17 protein-coding genes are annotated in these 19,799 nt (G+C 68.0%); 10 read left to right on the top strand and 7 right to left on the bottom strand.

Annotated elements, in window-relative coordinates:
- Positions 1-45: 45 nt before the first annotated feature.
- A complete protein-coding gene (locus ACTRWB_RS02360; RefSeq protein WP_446900792.1) occupies positions 46-1,125 on the bottom strand; it encodes an ornithine cyclodeaminase in 1,080 nt (359 codons plus the stop codon).
- Between the two features lie 294 nt (positions 1,126-1,419).
- Here ACTRWB_RS02360 and ACTRWB_RS02355 point away from each other — a divergent pair, with 294 nt between their 5' ends.
- Positions 1,420-1,851 (top strand): Lrp/AsnC family transcriptional regulator, encoded by a 432-nt coding sequence (locus tag ACTRWB_RS02355; protein WP_048248212.1) that lies wholly within the window; start codon positions 1,420-1,422, stop codon positions 1,849-1,851.
- A gap of 46 nt (positions 1,852-1,897) precedes the next feature.
- On the opposite strand, the gene ACTRWB_RS02350 is transcribed toward ACTRWB_RS02355, so the two are convergent.
- Positions 1,898-2,821, bottom strand: a complete 924-nt coding sequence (locus ACTRWB_RS02350) for a LysR family transcriptional regulator (protein ID WP_446900791.1) — start codon at positions 2,819-2,821, stop codon at positions 1,898-1,900.
- A gap of 146 nt (positions 2,822-2,967) precedes the next feature.
- Between ACTRWB_RS02350 and ACTRWB_RS02345 the strand changes: the two genes are divergently transcribed.
- Entirely contained in the window at positions 2,968-3,819 is an 852-nt protein-coding gene (locus ACTRWB_RS02345) for an NmrA family NAD(P)-binding protein (RefSeq protein ID WP_446900790.1), read from the top strand.
- Between the two features lie 149 nt (positions 3,820-3,968).
- Here the strand turns inward: ACTRWB_RS02345 and ACTRWB_RS02340 are convergent, their stop codons facing one another.
- From ACTRWB_RS02340 to ACTRWB_RS02325, 4 genes are read right to left on the bottom strand one after another with little or no spacing between them, the layout of a single operon-like run.
- Positions 3,969-4,562, bottom strand: a complete 594-nt coding sequence (locus ACTRWB_RS02340; protein ID WP_446900789.1) for a peroxidase-related enzyme — start codon at positions 4,560-4,562, stop codon at positions 3,969-3,971.
- On the bottom strand, positions 4,559-5,089 hold the full coding sequence (locus ACTRWB_RS02335) for a CMD domain-containing protein (protein ID WP_446900788.1): 531 nt from the start codon (positions 5,087-5,089) through the stop codon (positions 4,559-4,561). Before ACTRWB_RS02335 ends, ACTRWB_RS02340 begins: the two co-directional genes overlap by 4 nt.
- Before the next feature lie 44 nt (positions 5,090-5,133).
- Positions 5,134-6,576: an NAD(P)-binding domain-containing protein gene (locus tag ACTRWB_RS02330; RefSeq protein ID WP_446900787.1), complete on the bottom strand. Its 1,443-nt coding sequence runs from the start codon at positions 6,574-6,576 to the stop codon at positions 5,134-5,136.
- Positions 6,573-7,577 (bottom strand): LysR substrate-binding domain-containing protein, encoded by a 1,005-nt coding sequence (locus ACTRWB_RS02325; protein ID WP_446900786.1) that lies wholly within the window; start codon positions 7,575-7,577, stop codon positions 6,573-6,575. The genes ACTRWB_RS02330 and ACTRWB_RS02325 overlap by 4 nt, the downstream gene beginning before the upstream one ends.
- A 355-nt stretch (positions 7,578-7,932) precedes the next feature.
- Between ACTRWB_RS02325 and ACTRWB_RS02320 the strand changes: the two genes are divergently transcribed.
- From ACTRWB_RS02320 to ACTRWB_RS02305, 4 genes are read left to right on the top strand one after another with little or no spacing between them, the layout of a single operon-like run.
- The gene (locus ACTRWB_RS02320; protein ID WP_446900785.1) at positions 7,933-9,126 is read left to right on the top strand and encodes an ABC transporter substrate-binding protein; all 1,194 of its coding nucleotides are present in this window, start codon (positions 7,933-7,935) and stop codon (positions 9,124-9,126) included.
- Between the two features lie 22 nt (positions 9,127-9,148).
- On the top strand, positions 9,149-10,960 hold the full coding sequence (locus tag ACTRWB_RS02315; RefSeq protein ID WP_446901401.1) for an ABC transporter permease: 1,812 nt from the start codon (positions 9,149-9,151) through the stop codon (positions 10,958-10,960).
- An 11-nt stretch (positions 10,961-10,971) separates the two neighbouring features.
- Positions 10,972-11,829, top strand: a complete 858-nt coding sequence (locus ACTRWB_RS02310) for an ABC transporter ATP-binding protein (protein WP_446900784.1) — start codon at positions 10,972-10,974, stop codon at positions 11,827-11,829.
- The gene (locus tag ACTRWB_RS02305) at positions 11,826-12,587 is read left to right on the top strand and encodes an ABC transporter ATP-binding protein (RefSeq protein ID WP_343490682.1); all 762 of its coding nucleotides are present in this window, start codon (positions 11,826-11,828) and stop codon (positions 12,585-12,587) included. Before ACTRWB_RS02310 ends, ACTRWB_RS02305 begins: the two co-directional genes overlap by 4 nt.
- 77 nt (positions 12,588-12,664) lie before the next feature.
- On the opposite strand, the gene ACTRWB_RS02300 is transcribed toward ACTRWB_RS02305, so the two are convergent.
- Positions 12,665-13,285: a TetR/AcrR family transcriptional regulator gene (locus tag ACTRWB_RS02300; protein WP_193101255.1), complete on the bottom strand. Its 621-nt coding sequence runs from the start codon at positions 13,283-13,285 to the stop codon at positions 12,665-12,667.
- A gap of 401 nt (positions 13,286-13,686) precedes the next feature.
- Here ACTRWB_RS02300 and ACTRWB_RS02295 point away from each other — a divergent pair, with 401 nt between their 5' ends.
- From ACTRWB_RS02295 to ACTRWB_RS02280, 4 genes are all read left to right on the top strand, one after another.
- Positions 13,687-15,744 (top strand): beta-glucosidase, encoded by a 2,058-nt coding sequence (locus ACTRWB_RS02295; RefSeq protein WP_446900783.1) that lies wholly within the window; start codon positions 13,687-13,689, stop codon positions 15,742-15,744.
- A gap of 54 nt (positions 15,745-15,798) precedes the next feature.
- Positions 15,799-17,046 (top strand): MFS transporter, encoded by a 1,248-nt coding sequence (locus ACTRWB_RS02290; protein WP_446900782.1) that lies wholly within the window; start codon positions 15,799-15,801, stop codon positions 17,044-17,046.
- A gap of 31 nt (positions 17,047-17,077) precedes the next feature.
- Positions 17,078-18,565 carry a sulfatase-like hydrolase/transferase gene (locus ACTRWB_RS02285; protein WP_446900781.1) on the top strand — a complete coding sequence of 496 codons (1,488 nt, stop codon included), beginning with the start codon at positions 17,078-17,080 and terminating at the stop codon, positions 18,563-18,565.
- A 139-nt stretch (positions 18,566-18,704) separates the two neighbouring features.
- On the top strand, positions 18,705-19,763 hold the full coding sequence (locus tag ACTRWB_RS02280) for a porin (RefSeq protein ID WP_446900780.1): 1,059 nt from the start codon (positions 18,705-18,707) through the stop codon (positions 19,761-19,763).
- Positions 19,764-19,799 lie beyond the last annotated feature (36 nt).

Here is a 19,799-nt window from a genome sequence, read left to right as displayed (position 1 = left end):
AAAGGCAGGGAGCCGGGCGGCGCGCAGGCCGCCCGGGGATGACGGTCAGCGCGCGAACGCGGCGACGGCTTCGGTCACGAACGTCGCGTGACCCTGCGCGATCGCGGCCGGGTCGTCGATCAGCGCGAACAGGTTCTTCGGGTCGACGGCCGGCGGAATCAGCGCGATCTCGACACCTGCGTTGTGCTGCTGCGCGAGCGCATACAGGTAGCGCAGCGCCGAGTAATCCTCGAGCGCGAAGCCGACCGAATCGAACACCGTGACCTCGTCCGCGCGTTCGCGGCCGGTCGTTTCGCGCTGCAGCACGCGCCACAGCTCGGTGACGGGGAAATCGGCCGGCATCTGCTGGATCTCGCCCTCGATGCGCGACTGCGGCTCGAATTCGACGAACACGCGGCCCGCGTGCAGCACACCCGCTTCGAGTTCGGTCTTGCCGGGGCAATCGCCGCCGACCGCGTTCACATGCATGCCGGGCTCGATCATGTCGGCCGTGACGATCGTCGCGTAGGCCTTGTCGGCGGTGACGGTCGTCACGATGTCGGCGCCGCGCACGGCGTCGGCGGTCGACGCGGCACGCACGACGCGCAGCGCCGGGTACGCGGCCAGGTTCTGCACGAGCTTGTCGGTCGCGAGCGGATCGACGTCGAACACGCGGATTTCGTCGATGCCGAGCAGCGTGTGGAACGCGATCGCCTGGAATTCGCTCTGCGCACCGTTGCCGATCAGCGCCATCGTGCGCGAGTCGGGCCGTGCCAGCGCCTGCGCGGCGAGCACCGACGTGGCGGCCGTGCGCAGCGCGGTCGTCAGCGTGAGTTCCGCGAGCAGCAGCGGGTAGCCGGTATCGACTTCGGCGAGCGCGCCGAACGCCATCACGGTGTGCATCCCGCGCGCCGCGTTGACGGGGTGGCCGTTCACATACTTGAACGCGAACAGCGACGCGTTCGCGACGGGCATCAGTTCGATCACGCCGTCGCGCGAGTGGCATGCGACGCGCGGCGACTTGTCGAAATCGGCCCAGTGCAGGTAATCGGCGCGCAGCGTGTCGACGAGTTCGCGCAGGAACGTCGTGACGCCGGTCTTGGCGATCAGTCGGGCGGTGGCGGGAACGTCGAGGAAGCGAGTCATCGGTCTGTCTCCATTATCTGTGCCGGTACGGGTGTCCTGGCATTCCGGTCGACCGGGCGATGCTTCGGCACGGGCGCGGGCTTGCTGAAAGCGGCGGTGCGGCCTATTCGGCCGGTCGATGGAGTCATTATTTCCGTGAGTCGAGCCAACAAAAAGACAGCAAAAGTGGCAGATTTCTCGATAGACTTGGCAGAATGCTGGCCGATTCCGGCACTTTGTCAGATTCACGCTGGCCGGAATGCGTAGTCTCCGGCACGCTGGCGGCCGGCTCATGCTCAACAGGAAGGCCCGTTCATGATCACGCTCGACGACGTCGACCGGCAGCTCATCGCACTGCTGCGCGACAACGCGCGACTGCCCGTCGTCGCGCTGGCGAAGGAATTGCGCGTCGCACGCGCGACCGTGCAGAACCGGCTGACGCGGCTGGAGAAAAACGGCGTGATCGTCGGTTACACGGTGCGGCTCAAGCCGGCGGCCGAGCGGCACCGGATCCGCGCGCTGATGTCGATCGCGGTGCAGGGCAATCGCGGTGCCGAGATGGTGAAGGTGCTGCGCGGGCATCCGAACGTCGCGTCGATCCACAGCACCAACGGGCGCTGGGATCTCGTCGCCGAGCTGCATGCCGATTCGCTCGAGCATTTCGATCGCGTGCTCGGCGCGATCCGGCTGATCGACGGCATCGCGAGTACCGAGACGAGCATTCTGTTGTCGACGCACAAGGCGTAACGCGCGGCGGCCCCGCGTCGGGAAGCCACCCGCCTGTCGATCTCCGTCAACCGAACGTATCGACGCGCGCCCGCCAGTCGCTGCGCGAAAACGACTCCGTCAGAAACTCGACGAACGCACGCACCTTCGGCGGCGTGAGGCGCGCATGCGCGTAGTACACGTAGATCGTGCCGGCCATCGCCGGATAGCGCGTGAGCACGCGCACGAGCCGGCCTTCGTCCAGGTGCGGCAGCACATGATGTGCGCCGAGCCGCGCGAGCCCCATGCCTGCCACGGCCGCATCGCAGATGGCGTCCAGATCGGTCAGCACGATGCGCCCGTCGATCGGGACCGTCACCGTTTCGCCATTCATCGTGAATGCCCAGTCGCGCATCCGGCCCGTCGTCGCGGAGCGCAAGCGGATGCAGTCGTGGCGCGACAGGTCGGCGAGCGTCGCCGGTTCGCCGTGCTTCGCCAGATACGCGGGGGAGGCGACCGTCAGCAACCTGATCGGCACCAGCTCGCGCGCGACGACGTTCGCGTTGTCCTCGACGCCCGAGCCGATCGCGGCGTCGAAGCCTTCCTTGACCAGATCGACGTGGCGGTTCTCGAGGCTCCAGTCGAGCCGGAGGTCCGGATAGCGTTCGAGAAACGCCGGCATCAGCGGCAACACGTATTGGCGCCCGAACCCCGGCGCGATGCTGATGCGCAGCGTGCCGGCGGGACGCGCGTCGCGCTCGGTGAGCGTCGCCATCGCCTGGCTCAGCGCGCTGGCCGCCGCCGACGTTTCCGCGTACAGCCGTTCGCCGGCCTCCGTCAGCGTGAGGCTGCGCGTCGTGCGGCGGAACAGCCGCGTGCCGAGGCTGCGCTCCAGTTTCGCGACATGCTTGCTGACGGCCGCCGGCGTGACACCCAGCCTGCTGGCCGCCGCGGAGAAGCTGCCGGCTTCCACGGTCCGGAGAAAGCTTTCCAGCACGCGCAGATCGTTCATGGCAATTCGATCGAAAACGTTGAAATTAATTCGACGCATTATGGACTATTCGGCATGAATGGGCGCGACTAGGATGAAGCCGGTCGTGTCGTGTTCCGCGGTCCGGCACTACGGCGCGCATTCCATTTGCGATCAGGAGGCACATCATGTCCCACACCATTCTCGTGACCGGCGCGACCGGGAACATCGGGCGCGAACTCGTCGCGCAACTGAAGGCGGCCGGCGCGCACGTGATCGCCAGCTCGAACAGCGGCAGGGCGGTCGAAGGCGTCGAAACGCGTCGCGCGGATCTTGCCGACGTCGCGAGCCTGACGCGTGCGTTCCAGGGCGTCGACACGCTGTTCGTGTTGCTGCCGTTGCAGGCCGACATGGTGACGCTGGCGGGTAATGCCGTTGCGGCGGCCAGGGCGGCCGGCGTCACGCACATCGTCCGCTCGTCGGGCGCGGGTGCCGATGCCGCGTCGTCGATCGCGATCGGTCGCGTGCAAGGCGAGATCGACCGGCTCGTGATGGAGTCGGGTATCGCGTACACGATCACGCGGCCCAACTGCTTCATGCAGAACTTCGTGACGTACTACGCGGGCATGATTCGCGGGGGCGCGCTGTATCTGCCGCTGGGCAACGGGAGGGTGTCGTTCGTCGACGTGCGCGACATCGCCGCCGTCGATGCGACGATCCTGCGGCACCCGGCCGATCATGCGGGACGGATCTACGAGCTGACGGGCGGCGAAGCACTGTCGAGCGCCGACGTGGCCGCACGGATCGGCACGGCGCTCGGGCGCGAGGTCGCGTATGTGCCGGTGACGGACGATGCGGCGATCGAATCCATGCGCGCAGCGGGTGCCGACGCATGGTCGATCGATGTGCTGATGAGCCTGAACCGGATGATCGCGGCCGGCCAGGCGGCGGCCGTCAGCGCCGACGTGCAGGCGCTGCTCGGCCGGGCGCCGATCGTGTTCGAGCGGTTCGTTGCGGATTACGTCGAAAGCTGGCGCTGAGCGGAGCAGACGCCGCTTTTTGCTGCGTCTTCCGCGGCGGTACGCGCGATGTTCGTTGAGGTCGCGCGTTTTGCATCGTCGACGCATTGCATGATCGATGTGTCGGGCGACACCCGGGCAGCGTATGCCGCCCGGTGTACGTCGCCGTGTCAGGCGTCGATTGCCGGCGCTGGAAACACCGGCTCGCCCAGCGTCAGCATCAACCGGTTCGCCCACGCGAAGATCGCGACCGCGTGCGACAGGTCGAGGATTTCCTCGTGTGTCAGCCCTTCGGCTTCAAGCGTGGCGATGTCGTCCGCGTCGACCGTGTCGGGCCGCTCGGTCAGTGCAATCGCATAGCGCACGATCGCGCGTTCGCGTGCCGTCGTGCCGGCCGTTGCCGGATCGTCGAACACCTGTTCGATCGCATCGGTGCGTTTCGCGAGCTGCGCGAAGCGTTGCGCGTGCACCGACGCGCAATACACGCAACCGTTCACGCGCGACACAGCCGTGCTGGCCAGTTCGCGCTCGGCACGCGACAGCCCGCCGGGGCCGTACATGATCGCGTTGAACACGCCCGAGCGCTGCCGCAGGATCTCGGGCAGGTGGACGAGCAGCAGGTAATAGTCGGAGGTCTTCGCGTGCGGGTGGCTCGCTTCGAGCACGGTCAGCTGATCGGGCGTCGCGGCATCGAGCGATACGGTGTCGAGCCACGCGCGCCAGCCGAGCGTGTCGGACGTGAAGCCATGCGTGGTCGTCGTCATGCGGCCTCCTTGGCGGCGCGCGCCTGAAGCGCTCGCGCGGCTGCCGCGACGCGCAACTGGTACGCGACGAACGCAACGAGCTGCGATAGCGCGACGATCGCGGGTGTCGTGAGGCCGGCCGATTTCAGCGCGTCGAGATTGGACGGGCGCGCATCGACGGGTGCCTGTGCCAACAGCCGCGCATGCGCGAGGATCGCGCCGAGGCGCGGGGGAAGCGCGTCGAATGCGTCGGTGTCCGCGCGTGCGATGTCCTCGGCGGTGCCGCCCGCATCGAGCAGCCGTGTGCGGTATGTCGAGGCCAATGCATCGGCGTTCGACTTCAACGCGACATACCGCGCCGCATGCAGTCTTTCGATCAGCGAAAGATCGGGCAACGCGGGATCGAACAGCGCGGCCTCGCTCAGCCGCGTATGGAGCAGTACCTTGTCGCGCGCGCGGCGCAGTGCGGCCACCGCATCGCCGTCGCGCAGGCCGGCCACCGCGTCGATCGTATCCGGCGCACCAGCCGGAATGATGGATTCAGTCATCGTTTCGATTTCCCTTCGTCGTTATGTGATCGATGGACGCGCGCTCACGCATCCGCGTCGCGCCATTCGTCGCCTTGCAGCTCGGCGTTCGCGTATGCAACGAGCGCGTCGTAGTGGCGGTCGCGATCGGCGTCGAACAGCCGGCTCGCGATGCCGCGCGCGAGCCGCTTCGCGCCCGCGCTGATGGCCGGAATATCGCCGGACAGCTTGCCGTGGCTCAGGCTTGCCGCATGGTTGAAGCAATGGATCCGCGTGACGGCTTCGCACGCGCCGGGCTCGCGCTCCTGGAACGCGAACGCGGGGCCGAGATCGGGCGACTCGGCGAGTTCGTCGAGCCACGTGCCCGGCTCCGGGCGATAGCGATCCTTCCAGCGCCGCACGTGTGCGCCGAACGACGCGAATTCCGCGCGTGTCGTCCAGTCCGAATGAAAACCGGTCGCGAAGATCAGGAAGTCGACGGGGTAGCGCCCGCGCGGCGTCGTCACGTCGAGGCCGTCCGGATGATCGGCGAGCGTCTCGATCGGGCTGCCCGCGTGAAAGTGCGCGTGCGCGTGGCGCGACACGCGCAGCACGCTGTCGCGCGGCGGCGGCGTTTGCGACGTCAACGCGTAGTGCATGAAGCGCCACTTCGTCGCGTCGTCGAGATCGGCGTAACCGTGCACGAGGCCCGGGCTGCCGATGCCCGTCAGCTTGTTGATGCGCGGAATGTCCGCGCGGCGGAAGAACAGGTCGACGCGCGCCGCGCCGGCTTCGAGCGCGGTGCCCGCGTTGTCGAACGCGGAGGCGCCCGCGCCGACCACGCCGACCCGTTTGCCCACGAGCGCCGCGAAGTTGATCGGCTCGGACGAGTGCGCCCAGCGCGTGCGCGGTGCGCGTTGCGCGACGGGCGGCAAGTACGGGCCGCCGAGCCCGTCGCGGCCGGTTGCGAGCACGACGTGCCGGGCGAGCAGCGTCTGCGCTTCGCCGTTGTCGCGCACGTCGAGTGCGAGCAACCCGTCGTCGCGCGGACGCAGCGCGACGAGCGTGGTGTCGTTGCGCACCTGCAGGTCGAGCACGCGCCGATACCAGCGCAGGTAATCCATCCATTGCGTGCGCGGGATCTTGTAGAGCGCGTCCCATGCGTCGCGGCCGTATTGCGCTTCGAACCACGCGCGGAACGTCAGCGCGGGCAGCCCGAGCGCGGGGCCCGCGAGCTGCTTCGGCGAGCGCAGCGTGTCCATTCGCGCGAACGTGACCCACGGCCCCTCGTAGCCGGCCGGCGCACGGTCGATCACGCACTGGTTGTCGATGCCGAGCAGGCGCAGTTCGGCGGATGCCGCGAGCCCCGCCATGCCGCCGCCGACGATCGCGACGTCGAGCACGCGCGCGCCGTCGGCGTCGCGCGGCGGCACCCACGACGGCGCGGGCAGGTCGAGCCAGCGCAGGTCCTGCGCGAGCCGCGCTTCGAGGGCGTCGAGTGCGTTGAGTGTATTGAGCGGTGTCGTCATGCGGCCTCCGGGCGCGTGCGGCGCGCGCGCGTCGTGCGAGCCGGACGATCGCTGCGCAGCCGGTCGCCGCGCAACAGCGCATCGTGCGCGGCGGCTTCGTGAAAGACCACGTCGTCGAGCAGCGCGCGCGTCGTGCGGTGCAGTGCATCGAGCAGCGCATCGACGGCGGCGGTGCGCGCCTTGCCGGCCGGCGTCAAGACGCCGAACGCGAACGGGATGTCGACGTCGAGCGGGCGCGCGACGACGCCGTCCACCGGCAGCGCGACGCCCGTGGCCGGATCGACGATGCCGATCCCGATACCCGCGCGCGCGGCCATCACCGCGTTCAGCGATGCATTGGTTTCGATGAACACGCGCGCGTCGACGCGCGCGGCCGCGAACGCCGCGTCGATCCGCTGGCGCAGCCGGTGCCGGTTTGCGACTGTCACGATGCGGCGGCGCGCGAGATCGCGCAGCGCGATGCGCGGCTTCGCCGCGAGCGGGTCACCGGCGGGCAAAACGGCGACGCACGGTGTTTGCGCGATCCAGTGCACGTCGAGCCCCGCGTGTGCCATCGGCAGCGTGACGACGCCGACGTCGGCCGTGCCGGCCAGCACCTCGTGCACGACATGCTCGGCCGATTCGCTGCGCAACTGGTAGTGCGGCGCATGCGCGCCGTCGGGCAACGCGGCGAGCGCGGCCGGCACGAGCGTCGCAGCGAGCGAAGGCGTCGCCGCGATGCGCACGGGTTCGGCCGCTTCGTTGCCAAGTGCGCGTGCCCTCGCCTCGATCGCGCGCAGGCCGACCAGCGAGCGCTCGACTTCCTCGTACAGCAGGAACGCGCGCCGCGTCGGCGTGACGCGCGGGCCGTGCCGGTCGAACAGCGCGTAGCCGAGATCGGCTTCGAGTTCCTGGATCTGACGTGTGACGGCAGGCTGCGAGCGGCCGAGCAGTTCGCCCGCGCCGGTCACGCTGCCGGCCGACATGACCGCGGAAAAGGCTTCGAGTTGATGCAGCTCCATGACGCGTTCCGATGATGCGATTTGCGCATTGTAGGAGTGCGAGCATGCGCGATTCATATAATGATTTTTGCTATCGACAGCGCGAAAACTGCGAAGCGTGCGGGTGTCGCGGCGGCGTGCTGTGCGCGCATGCGCCTCGGATGCGATTGGCATCGTGCGGGAAACGCCAATCGAATCAACGTGATGCGACGCACGCTTGCACACCGCGCGATACACGACATACGGGTGACCGTTCGCGAGCGTGATCCGCTTCGCGCCGCGCACGATATCGATATGCGCAAAACTTCGTTGGATCGCCCTGAACCGGATGGTTACATGCCCTCACTCTTTTCGACTGACTGAAGGTGGGGGCGGCATGAACGTTTCGGGGAACGACGCACGCGGCGCATGGCGGCGCGTGCTGGGCACGGTGGCGGCGCTTGCCGCCGCATGGGGCTTGTCGACGGGCGGCGCGCTCGCGGCGGGCGTGTCCGGCGAGCCGGTGGTGGTCGGTGTGAGCGGGCCGCTCACGGGCCAGGACGCGCAATACGGCGAGCAATGGAAGCGCGGCTTCGATCTCGCGCTCGACGAGATCAACGGCAGCGGCGGCATTCATGGCCGGCCGCTCGCGATCGACTTCCAGGACAGCCGCAGCGACCCGCGCCAGGCGGTGGCGATCGCACAGAAGTTCGTCGCCGATCCGCGCATCGCGATCGAGCTCGGCGATTTCTCCAGCGCGACGTCGATGGCCGCTTCGCCGATCTATCAGCGCGGGCAACTGGTCCAGTTCGGCTTCACGAACTCGCATCCGGATTTCACGAAGGGCGGCGATTACCTGTGGAGCACCGCGCTGAGCCAGGCCGAGGAGCAGCCGCTGCTCGCGCGCTACGCGGTGAAGGAACTCGGCTTCAAGCGGATCGCGGTGCTGTACCTGAACACCGACTGGGGCCGTACCAGCAAGGACATCTTCGCGAAGGCGGTGGCCGGGCTCGGTGCGCAGGTCGTCGCGGCCGAGGGCTACCAGCCGGCGGAGAAGGATTTCCGCTCGACGCTCGTGCGGATCGGCGCGTCGAAGCCCGATTCGATCGTGCTGATCTCGTACTACGCGGACGGCGCGCAGATCGTGCGGCAGGCGCGCACGTCGGGCGTCACGCTGCCGATCGCGGCGGTCGGCTCCGTGTATTCGCCGAAATTCCTCGAACTGGGCGGCGCGGCCGTCGACGGCGTCTATACGGAATCGAACTTCTTCCCGGCCGAGCCGCGCCCCGAGGTGCAGGCGTTCGTGCAGCGTTATCGCGCGAAATTCCACACCGATCCCGATTCGTTCGTTGCGCGCGCATACGATGCGCTGATCCTGTCGGCCGAGGTGCTGCGCCGCTACGGCACGACGCGGCAGGCCGCGCACGACGGCTTCGCGAAGGTCAGCGACGTGCCGAGCGTGATCTTCGGCAAGGTGCGCTTCGATCCGCAGACGCGCCGCGTCGCGGGCGCACGCACCGTGTATCTCGTCGTGAAGCAGGGGCAGTGGGCGCTGTGGGACGGCGCGAAGCCGCAGCTCGCCGCGCGCTGATTCGGCACCCGGACGCATCATGATGGCTTCCTGGCTCGACTACACGCTCAACGGCCTCATCGTCGGCAACATCTACGCGCTGCTCGCGGTCGGGCTCGCGCTGATCTTCGGCGTGTCGCACCTGATCAACTTCGCGCACGGCTCGGTCTACATGGTCGGCGCGTTCATCGGCTGGCTGTGCCTGACGCGCTTCGGGCTGCCGCTGCCGGTCGCGCTCGCGGCGGTCGTCGTCGGTTGCGGCGCGCTCGGCGTCGCGATCGAGCGGATCGGGCTGCGGCCGCTGCGCCACGCGGCACGCATCGCGCCGCTGCTCGCGACGATCGGCATCAGCTTCATCCTCGACCAGCTCGCGCAGCTCGCGTTCGGCGCGGACCCGCGCGCGGTACCAACGCCGTTGCCCGACTGGCACGTGCGGATCGCCGGCGCGACGCTCGGTTCGCTCGACCTGCTGATCGCGGGCATCGGTATCACGGCGGCCGCGCTGCTGTACGGCTTCCTGCGCTTCACGCGGCTCGGCTGGGCCGTGCGCGCGACCGCGCAGGATCGCGATGCGGCGCTGCAGATGGGCGTCGACGTGGATCGCGTGAACCAGACCGTGTTCGCGATCGCGTGCGCGCTCGGCGGCGTGAGCGGGCTGCTGGTCGGCATGTACTACAACAGCATCGATCCGGCGATGGGCTTCCAGGCGACGCTGAAGGGCGTGGTCGCGCTGCTGATCGGCGGGCTCGGCAACGTGCCGGGCGCGATCGCCGGCAGCCTGCTGCTCGGCCTCGTCGAAAGCTACGGCGTCGCGCTGTTCGGCACGAGCTATCGTGACCTGTTCGCGTTCGGGCTGCTGATCGTGTTCCTCGTGTGGCGGCCGAACGGCTTGTTCAGCGCGAAGCGCGCGCTGCCCGCCGAGCCGATGACGGGCACCTTCCTCGCGGCCGCGAAGGCCGTGCGCGTGCCGCGTCCGGTGCTCGTCGCGCTGGTCGCGCTGGCGGCCGTGCTGCCGTGGCTCGGCGCGTCGCCGTACGTGCTGCAGACGCTGACCAACGCCTGGTTGTACGGCCTGCTCGCGCTGAGCCTCACGCTCGTCGCGGGCACGGTCGGGCAGATCTCGCTCGGCCACGCGGCGCTGCTCGTGATCGGCGCGTATGCGTCGGCGCTGCTGTCGTCGGATCTCGGCTGGTCGCCGGCCGTGACGATTCCGTGCGCGGGCGCGATCACGGCCGTGCTCGGCACGCTGCTCGTCTATCCGGCGTTCCGGCTGCGCGGTCACTACGTGTCGATCGCGACGCTCGGCATCGGCGAAGTGGTGAGCCTCGTGATCCTGAACTGGGACGGCCTCACGCGCGGCCCGCTCGGCATCACCGGCATCGCGCCGCTGTCGTGGGCGACGACCGCGCGCGCCGCGTACTGGTTCACGTTCGCGGTGCTCGTCGGGTTTGCGCTCGTGCAGGTGCGGCTGCTGCGCTCGCATCTCGGCCGCACGCTGCGCGCGGTGCGCGAGGACGACGTCGCCGCGCGCGCGCACGGCATCGCGCCGAATCGCTACAAGGCGATCGCGTTCGCGGTCGGCGGGGTTGCGGCCGGCGTGAGCGGCGGTATCGCCGCGCATCTGTACAGCTACATCAATCACCAGACCTTCGATTCGCAGGTGTCGATCCTCGCGTTGACGATGGTGATCCTCGGCGGGCTCGGCAACGTGCTCGGCGGCATCGCCGGCGCGATCGCGCTGATCGGGCTGCCCGAGCTGTTCCGCTGGGCGGCCGACTACCGGATGCTGATCTACGGCGTCGTGCTGTTGCTGCTCGTCCGGTTCCGGCCGCAGGGCCTGCTCGGCACGGTGTGAGGAGGAATGCGATGACCACCACCCGACCCTTGCTCGACGTGCAGGGTTTGATGCGCCGTTTCGACGGCGTGACCGCGCTCGACGGCGCGAGCCTGACGCTCGCCGACGGCGAGCTGCTGAGCGTGATCGGGCCGAACGGCGCGGGCAAGTCGACGCTGTTCAACCTGATCGCGGGCGCGGACCGCCCCGACGCCGGCCGCGTGACGTTCGACGGCCGCGACATCACGGGCACGGCGTCCGAACGGCTCGCGGCGCTCGGCATCGCGCGCACGTTCCAGCACGGCCGCGTGTTCGGCAACCTGAGCGTGCTCGACAACGTGCTGATCGGCGCGCATGCGCGGCTGCGCGCGGCGCGGCCGGGCTGGCCCGTGCTCGGCGCGGCGGCCGAGGTGCTGCGCGCGCTCGTGCGGCCCGCGTCGGTGCGGCGCGAGGAAGCGGCGCTGCGCGACGAGGCGCGCGCGATCGTCGCCGGGTTCGGCGAACGGCTCACGCCGCGCATCGATCACCCGGCGCATAGCCTGTCGTATGCGAACCGGCGGCGCGTCGAGATCGGCCGCGCGCTCGCGCTGCATCCGCGACTGCTGCTGCTCGACGAACCGACGGCCGGGATGAACGAGACGGAGACGGCCGAGATGCTGCAACTGATCCAGTCGCTGAAGGCGCGCGGCCTGACGATCCTGCTGATCGAGCACAAGCTCGAACTCGTGATGCGCGTGTCCGACCGCGTGATGGTGCTCGACAACGGCGTGAAGATCGCCGAAGGCGCGCCGCGCGACGTGCGGCACGATCCGCACGTGATCGAAGCCTATCTCGGCCGCCGCCATGCGGGCGGCGCGCCGGCCGATCGCGCGGCGCAGGCGGCTGCATGACCGCTCCTTCTTCCGGACCCGACACGACCATGACCGACGCGCTGCTGAAACTCGAACACCTCGACACGTTCTACGGGCCGGTGCAGGTGCATTTCGACGTGAACTTCGAAGTCGGCCGCGGCCAGATCGTCAGCCTGCTCGGCGGCAACGCGAGCGGCAAGTCGACGACGATGAAGCTGATCCTCGGGCTGATGCGGCCGCGTCGCGGCGTCGTGCGCTTCGACGGCGACGACGTGACGGCGCTCGCGACGCCGCAGCGCGTGCGGCGCGGGATCGCGGCCGTGCCCGAGGCGCGGCGGCTGTTCGGCGACATGAGCGTGCGCGAGAACCTGCTGATGGGTGCGTACACGCGCGGCGATCGCGCGGCGGTGGCTGAAGACTACGAACGCGTGCTCGACCTGTTTCCGCGCGTGAGGGAGCGGCTCGCGCAGCGCGCGGGCACGCTGTCGGGCGGCGAGCAGCAGATGCTCGCGATGGCGCGTGCGCTGATGGCGCGACCGAAGCTGATCTGCATGGACGAGCCGACGATGGGGCTGTCGCCGCTCTATGTCGACAAGGTGCTCGAACTGATCGACGCGATCAACCGGCAGGGCGTGACCGTGTTCATGGTCGAGCAGAACGCGAGCCTCGCGCTGGAGATCGCGCACTACGGGTATGTGCTGCAGACGGGGCGCGTGGTGCTCGAAGGGCCGGCGAAGTCGTTGCTCGCGGACGAGCGGATCAGGGATGCGTATCTCGGGGGAGAGGTCGCGGCCTAGTCGCGTGAACCTGTCGCGGCGCGCGTCGATGCCGCACCGTGGCGCCGGCGCGGCTTGCCGCACGCACGCCGGGCCGCTCAGCGGAAGATGAACGCGACGACGGCGTCGCAATGCGCATCGATCGCTTTCTCGTCGAGCGCGTCGATGCCGTGCGCATAGCGCATTTCCGCCGTCAGCAGGTAGGGCACCTGCGCGATCGCGGTAATCATGTACAGCAGCACGACCGGGTCGATCCGCGCGAGCCCGTCGGTCGTCTCGCTGACGTAGCGGATCAGCGGCACCGAGCGGTCGTGGCGCGGCCGCACGAAGGTTTCCGCCATCCACTGCAGGCGTTCCGAATCGCGATTGGCTTCCTGCATCATCAGCCGCGCATGCTCGGGATGCGCGGCGCAATACCGCACGTAGTTGCGGATGTATTGCTTGACGGCATCGATCGAGAACGCGTCCGACGCCGGGTCCGGCAGCGCCACGCCCTCCATGAACCGGTCGAACAACTGCGTCACGCTGGCGCGCCACAGGTTCTCCTTGTTGCCGAAGTAGTAGCGGATCATCGCGTGGTTCACGCCGGCCGCGTCCGCGATGTCGCGCACGCTGACCGCGTCGAAACCGCGGGTCGAGAACTGTTCGAGCGCGATGCCCAGAATTTCCGAACGGGTCTGTTCGCTGCGTTCCTGCTGCGCCTGCCGGGCAATCTGCATCTGTCCTGTCCTCGATCGAATCCCCGGATTGTGCCGTCCGGCCGGATTGGCCGCAACGGGTCGTTCCGGTCCGATCCCGCGCGCCGGCGCGACATCGTGGCCCGCGCGGGTCGGGGAAAACCCCGCCGTCGATACCGCCTTTGCACGCTTGACATGCACGCCCAAAACAATAATTATCCACTCGGATAATTATTTGGCAGGAACTGTTCGGCTGACGGCGCAAGCGGGTGTCGGCCGGTCCCATTCATTCGAAGCAACGCGTGATGAAATCCTCGACCCCACTGCAGACTCCCATCGAATCTCCCGCGTGTTCGGGCGCAATCGCGGCCGGCGAAAGCGCTGCGCCGGCGGGTCGCCCTGACTCTGACCCCGACGCGCGTGCGCGAGAAACCGAAGCCCGCATGACCGACGACGAGAGGTTTTCGCTGCTCTACAGCCTGATGGTGCGGGTCTTCGGCCGCACCGGCCGCGAGCCGCGCGTGCCGGCCGACCTGCCCGTCATCGCCGGTTATGTCGGCGGCGTGCCGCGTCTCGGCGTGCCGGCGCTGAAGCTGGCCGACACCAGCCTCGGCCTGCGACATACCGAAACCCCGGACGAGCGCGCGACCGCGTTCCCGGCCGGGCTGGCACTTGGCGCGACCTTCCACCCGGCGCTGGCGCGCCGGATGGGCGCGGCGATCGGCAAGGAGGCGCGCGCGCGCGGCTTCAACGTCGCGCTGGGCGGCGGCATCAATCTCGTGCGCGACGTGCGCAACGGTCGCAACTTCGAATATGTGTCGGAAGACCCGCTGCTGTCCGGGCGGATCGGCGGACGCCTCGTGGCGGGTACGCAGCGCGAGGGCGTGATCGCGCTGCTCAAGCACGTGTCGCTCAATGCCAGCGAGACCAACAAGTTCTTCCTGAACGCCGTCATCGATCCCGACGCGCATCGCGAGAGTGACCTGCTCGCGTTCCAGATCGCGATCGAGGAGGGGCAGCCCGGCTCGCTGATGGCCGCCTACAACCTGGTCAACGGCGCGTATGCGAGCGGCAACCGGCATCTGTTGCAGGATGTCGTGAAGGACGCGATGGGCTTCAAGGGCTGGATCATGTCGGACTGGCGCGCCGTGTACGGCTGGGAGTTCGCGCTCGCGGGCCTCGACCAGCACTCGGGCGCGCAACTCGACGAGGCCGAGTGGTTCAACGCGCCGCTGCGGCGCGCATACGACGAAGGCAAGGTGCCGCCGGCGCGCATCGGCGAGATGGTGACGCGGATCCTGCGCTCCTGTTATGCAGTCGGCATCGACCGCGAGCGTGCGCCGGAGCCGGTCGATTTCGCCGCGCACGATGCGGTCGCGTTGCAGATCGCCCGCGAGGGCATCGTGCTGCTGAAGAACGCGCGGCAGGTGCTGCCGCTCGCGAAAGCCGCGCGACGCATTGCCGTGATCGGGGGCCTGGCACAGGCGGGCGTGCTGTCCGGATCGGGCTCCAGCCAGGTGATGCCGCAGGGCGGTTATACGGCGGTCGTGCCGATGCGGAGTCATCCGCTGCTCGGGCCGACCGCGATGTGCTTCGGCGGCGCGTCGCCGCTCGCGGCGTTGCGCGCGCAACTGCCGGACGCGATCGTCGAATACGACAGCGGTGCGCACGTCGCGGACGCCGTCGCGCTGGCGCGCCGCGCCGACGTCGTGATCGTCAACGCGATCCGTCACGAAGGCGAGCGTTTCGACTGCCCCGACATGACGCTGCCGTTCGGACAGGATGCGCTGATCGACGCGGTGGCGCGCGCGAACCCCGATACCGTCGTCGTGCTGCAGACCGGCAACCCGGTCGCGATGCCGTGGAGCGGCGAAGTCGCCGCGATCGTGCAGGCGTGGTATCCGGGTCAGGCGGGTGCGCAGGCGATCGCGGAAATATTGACGGGCCGCGTCAATCCGTCGGGCCGCCTGCCGGTCACGTTCCCGGCCGATATCGCGGATACGCCGCATCCGGTGCTGCCAGGCGCGGACGTCGAACTCGGCACGCCGATCGATGTGCATTACCACGAGGGCGCGGAGGTCGGCTATCGCTGGTTTGCGAAGACGGGCCGGCCGCCGCGCTTCGGCTTCGGTTTCGGCCTGAGCTATACGCGTTTCGCGTACGACGACCTGCGGCTTGACGGCGGCGACACGGTGACGGCGCGCTTCACGGTAACCAACACGGGCACGCGCGACGGCGACGACGTTCCGCAGCTCTATTTGACGGATGCGTGCGGCGCGCCGTGCATGCGGCTGCTCGGCTTCGAGCGCGTGACGCTGCGCGCGGGCGAATCCGTCCGCGTGTCGCTGACGGTCGATCCGCGCCTGCTGGCCCGGTTCGACGGGCAGGTCGGGCAGTGGCGGATCGTGGACGGCACGTATCGCGTCGCGCTGGCGCGCGCGGCGACCGATCATGCGATCGCGGGAGCGGTGCATCTCGACGGGCGGATGTTCGGGCGCTGAGCGGACGGCGGTGCCGCGGGCGCGGGCCGTCATTCGACGATGAATGGAGAGGGTATGGACGAATTGATGTGTGTATCGGCCCGCAAAGAGGGCAACCGGTATCTCGGCGTGACGCTGACGGTCGCTTTCGTCGGCGTCTGGCTGGCGATGTTGCCGTATCCGATGATGATCCTGCCGATGCTGGCGGAAAGGATTGCGCCGACCGACAAGGCAACCGTGCTGGCGCGGGCGCTCGGCATCGGCTCGTTCATCGGCCTGATCGCCCAGCCGATATTCGGTGTGCTGAGCGATCACACGCGATCGCGCTGGGGAATGCGCAAACCGTGGATCCTGGGCGGCATGCTGGGGGGACTTGGCGCGATGGCGATCCTGGCGACCGCTCGCACCCCCGCGCAACTCGCGCTCGGATGGGGGCTGATGGCGTTGACCTTCAATTCGACCTTGAGCGGCCTCAATGCGGTGCTGCCGGATCAGGTCCGGTCCGCCAAGCTGGGCCTCTATTCGTCGATCGTCGGATTCACGCCACCGATCGGCATTCTCCTGGGCGTCGGGATCGCGAGGCAACTGGCCCCCGATCTCGTTTCGATCGCGCTGATGCAGGGTGCGATCGCGTTGGCGGCCATTGCCTGCTTCGTCGTGCTGGCCGACGACAGGCGGCTGGACGAAAGCCAGGTGCAACCGCTGCGGTGGCGGCAGCTGGCGTCGAGTTTCTGGACCAATCCGGTCAGGCATCCGGACTTCGCGATCGCGTGGCTGTCGCGCGCGCTGGTGTTGTTCGGTGTAAGCAGTTTGCAGTACTACCTGCTGTTCTATCTGCGGGATCGAATCGGCCTGTCTGCGAAAGAGACGCCTCACGCGATGTTCGTGTGCCTGCTGGTGGCCACGACGGCCATGACGGCCAGTGCCCTGGTGTTCGGTCGCTTGTCGGACCGTCTGCGGCGCCGCAAGGTCTTCGTGATCGGGGCGGGCATCGGGATGGCGCTCGGGTTTCCCGCGCTCGTGTACTGCGCGACGTTCTCGCAAATGCTGGTTGTGATCGCATGGATGGGCGTGGCACAGGGCGCGTACCTGGCCGTCGACCTTGCGTTGGTGACCGAAGTGCTGCCCGACCGCAACGCCGCGGCCAAGGACATGGGTGTGTTCCATCTCGCGAACGTCGTTCCCCAGCTTGCCCTTTCCCTTTGTGCCACCTGGCTGACGACGCCGGGCGGCGCCATCCGATTCGACGCGCTGTTCATCGCGGCAGGTTGCGCGACGTTGCTCGGCGCGGTCGTCATTACCGCAATCAGGTCAGTTCGCTGACATCGACTCGTGTTTTGCTACCGGACATTTCATGACTACGAAGCCCAATTTCGTCATCATCGTTGCGGACCAGTTGCGTGCGGACTGTGTTCACGCGATCCATCCCGAGACACCCGTCCTCACCCCGAACCTGGACCGGCTCGCCGCCGACGGCGTTGCATTCACGCAGGCGTTCGGACAGCACAGTGTCTGTTCGCCGTCGCGCGTCTCGTTTCTGTCGGGACAGTATCCGCACGTTGCCGGACATCGAACGCTCGGTCATCTGCTCGGGCCGGACGAGCCGAATTTCCTGCGCGTATTCAAGGAAAGCGGCTATCACGTCGCGATCGCCGGCGGTCGCGGCGACTCGTTCGCGGCCGGCGCGACCGAACGCTCGGCGCATGAACATGGCTTCCTGCCGGAAGAAACGCGGCGAAGCGCGGCGGAATTCCTGCGGAGCAAGGCCCAAGGGGACCCTGCGGACCCGATGGTGCGGGCGTTTTATCGAGGGCAGCGTTCGCAGGAGCAAGCCGCCATCGAATACGACGAAGTGGTGATTCGCACGGCAGAGCATTGGCTCGCCTCTCCGCCGCGCGAACCTTGGGTGCTGTATGTCCCGCTGTTCGCGCCGCATCCGCCGTTCGAGGCAGAGGAGCCGTGGTTCTCGATGTACGACCGCGCCGCGGTGCCGGACCGCGCGGTCGGACGCGGCCGAATGCCGGGTTACGTCGATGCGCTGGCCAAAGCGCATGGATGGGATCGCCTCACCGACGCGCAATGGCGGGAGCTGCGCGCCGTGTACTACGGCATGGTGTCGAGACTGGATCACCACGTCGGCCGCGTGATGGAAGCGGCTGGCCGCGTCACCGAGCCGGGGCGCCTGATTACCACGTTCTTCTCGGACCATGGCGAATACATCGGGGACTTCGGGCTCGCCGAGAAGTGGCCGTCGGGCGTGCACGAATGTCTGTTGCGCAATCCGCTCATCGTATCCGGCGCGTCCGGGCCGGGCGTGGCCGGCACGACCTCGAGCGCGATGGTCGAGATGATCGACGTGTTTCCCACGCTGCTCGAGCTGGCCGGCCTCGAGGCGACGCATGCGCACTACGGGAAGAGCTTCGCGCCCTGCCTCCTGGTGGCCGGGGAGACGCATCGGGAGCAGGTATTCAGCGAGGGCGGTTTCCTGACCCGGGAAGTCGATCATTTCGAACAGGCGGGTTTTCCGTACGACATCAAGGCGAAACTGCAAAGCGGGCAGCCCGAAACCGTGGGCAAGGCCGCGGTCATCCGGACGCCGGAATGGACCTATGTGTGGCGACTCTACGAGGCGCCTGAACTGTATCGTCGAACGACGGATCCCGGCGAGACGACCAACCTGGCGGGGGCCCCTGAATTTTCCGACGTCGAGGCCCGGTTGCTGGAGCGCCTGCTGCGTTGGCAAGTCGAAACGGCTGACGTCCTGCCCGCCGCGAAAGGTGTCCGTTTCCCTTCCGTCGACTTGCCGCGACCAGGGGAGTGGCAAACGCAAGCAGATCGATAAGAAACAACCGGACGCGAAGGCGGTACGTCAGGAATCGATTCGCGTCCGGCTCGTATAGGGCTCGGAGAAGCCTGGTTCGATGCCTTCCGGTTAAGCCGGTAATTTAATAAGGATTATTGATTATTAAAGGAGTGGCGTGGTGAGGAGACTGACTTGGGGCGTGATTGCGCTCGCGGTTACCGGCACGGCGCACGCGCAGTCGAGCGTGACGCTGTTCGGCACGGTCGGCGGCGGCGTTCGATGGACGGATGGCGGAAAGGGCGGGCAGCAAGTCGGATTCGACAACAATCCGATGGCGGGCAATACCGTCGGCTTCACGGGCAAGGAAGACCTGGGCGGTGGCGTGAGGGCCGTCTTTCTGCTGCAGAGCGGATTCAATCTGGGCACGGGCGCGTTGAAAACGTCGAGTACGCTTTTCTCGCAGAGGTCATATGTCGGACTGGAGGGGGGATTCGGGCGTTTGACGCTGGGACGTCAACTGAACGCGGCTGAAGATATCGGCGTTCAGCTCGATCCGAACCAGGCCAACGGCCCGTCGCTCGCGATTTCGCCGGGTATTGTCTGGGGCGGCAATTTCTTTACGCTCGATGCGCGCTTCAACAACACGGTCAAATACGTCGGCCGACTCGGGGGATTCACGCTGAGAGCCAGCTATTCGCCGGGAGGCGTGGCCGGCGACTGGCACGCGGGAACGAATCTGGCGATCGGCACCAGCTACCAGTTCCGCACGCTGCTGCTTGCGGCCGCGTATCAGAAGACTTACAGCGCCACCACCAACCAGTGGGCGCAAACCGCAATGGGCGGCGCGACATGGCAACTCGGGCCGACGCGGCTTTATCTGAGCTACAGCGCACTGGCGGTCTCCGCGGCGAGTGCTAGCGGCAGCGAGCGGCGGGACAACATCCCCGGGGCGGGCATCGTCTACCAGATCACCCCGGCCTTGCAGTTCACCGGCGCCACCTATTACGACATGGCCAGCAACCTGAAAAACGTTGCCGGGGCCGATGGCCGCAAGGTGACTTCGTACGCGATGCTCGAGTATTTCCTGTCGAAACGGTCGGAGCTCTATGTGGAGTTCGACCGGAACGGGTTTTCGGGTGCTTACAAGAAGGATCCGACGAACGTTTCGGCACTGAATCTGCGTCCCGACGGGCGCACGGTGAGCGGCGTCTCGATCGGCGTCATGACGCAGTTCTAGAGGCATTGCCAGCGGCGTCGCGGCGCAAGGTGCGAG

The sequence above is a fragment of the Burkholderia sp. YIM B11467 genome (genome assembly GCF_052952715.1).
The sequence above is the reverse complement of the archived record's forward strand: the minus strand, read 5'-3'. Positions and strand labels throughout refer to the sequence as shown.

Coding starts and splice junctions, on each gene's coding strand:
- ACTRWB_RS02360 (WP_446900792.1), bottom strand. CDS start 1,125: ATGACTCGCTTCCTCGACGTTCCCGCCACCGCCCGACTGATCGCCAAG.
- ACTRWB_RS02355 (WP_048248212.1), top strand. CDS start 1,420: ATGATCACGCTCGACGACGTCGACCGGCAGCTCATCGCACTGCTGCGC.
- ACTRWB_RS02350 (WP_446900791.1), bottom strand. CDS start 2,821: ATGAACGATCTGCGCGTGCTGGAAAGCTTTCTCCGGACCGTGGAAGCC.
- ACTRWB_RS02345 (WP_446900790.1), top strand. CDS start 2,968: ATGTCCCACACCATTCTCGTGACCGGCGCGACCGGGAACATCGGGCGC.
- ACTRWB_RS02340 (WP_446900789.1), bottom strand. CDS start 4,562: ATGACGACGACCACGCATGGCTTCACGTCCGACACGCTCGGCTGGCGC.
- ACTRWB_RS02335 (WP_446900788.1), bottom strand. CDS start 5,089: ATGACTGAATCCATCATTCCGGCTGGTGCGCCGGATACGATCGACGCG.
- ACTRWB_RS02330 (WP_446900787.1), bottom strand. CDS start 6,576: ATGACGACACCGCTCAATACACTCAACGCACTCGACGCCCTCGAAGCG.
- ACTRWB_RS02325 (WP_446900786.1), bottom strand. CDS start 7,577: ATGGAGCTGCATCAACTCGAAGCCTTTTCCGCGGTCATGTCGGCCGGC.
- ACTRWB_RS02320 (WP_446900785.1), top strand. CDS start 7,933: ATGAACGTTTCGGGGAACGACGCACGCGGCGCATGGCGGCGCGTGCTG.
- ACTRWB_RS02315 (WP_446901401.1), top strand. CDS start 9,149: ATGGCTTCCTGGCTCGACTACACGCTCAACGGCCTCATCGTCGGCAAC.
- ACTRWB_RS02310 (WP_446900784.1), top strand. CDS start 10,972: ATGACCACCACCCGACCCTTGCTCGACGTGCAGGGTTTGATGCGCCGT.
- ACTRWB_RS02305 (WP_343490682.1), top strand. CDS start 11,826: ATGACCGCTCCTTCTTCCGGACCCGACACGACCATGACCGACGCGCTG.
- ACTRWB_RS02300 (WP_193101255.1), bottom strand. CDS start 13,285: ATGCAGATTGCCCGGCAGGCGCAGCAGGAACGCAGCGAACAGACCCGT.
- ACTRWB_RS02295 (WP_446900783.1), top strand. CDS start 13,687: ATGACCGACGACGAGAGGTTTTCGCTGCTCTACAGCCTGATGGTGCGG.
- ACTRWB_RS02290 (WP_446900782.1), top strand. CDS start 15,799: ATGGACGAATTGATGTGTGTATCGGCCCGCAAAGAGGGCAACCGGTAT.
- ACTRWB_RS02285 (WP_446900781.1), top strand. CDS start 17,078: ATGACTACGAAGCCCAATTTCGTCATCATCGTTGCGGACCAGTTGCGT.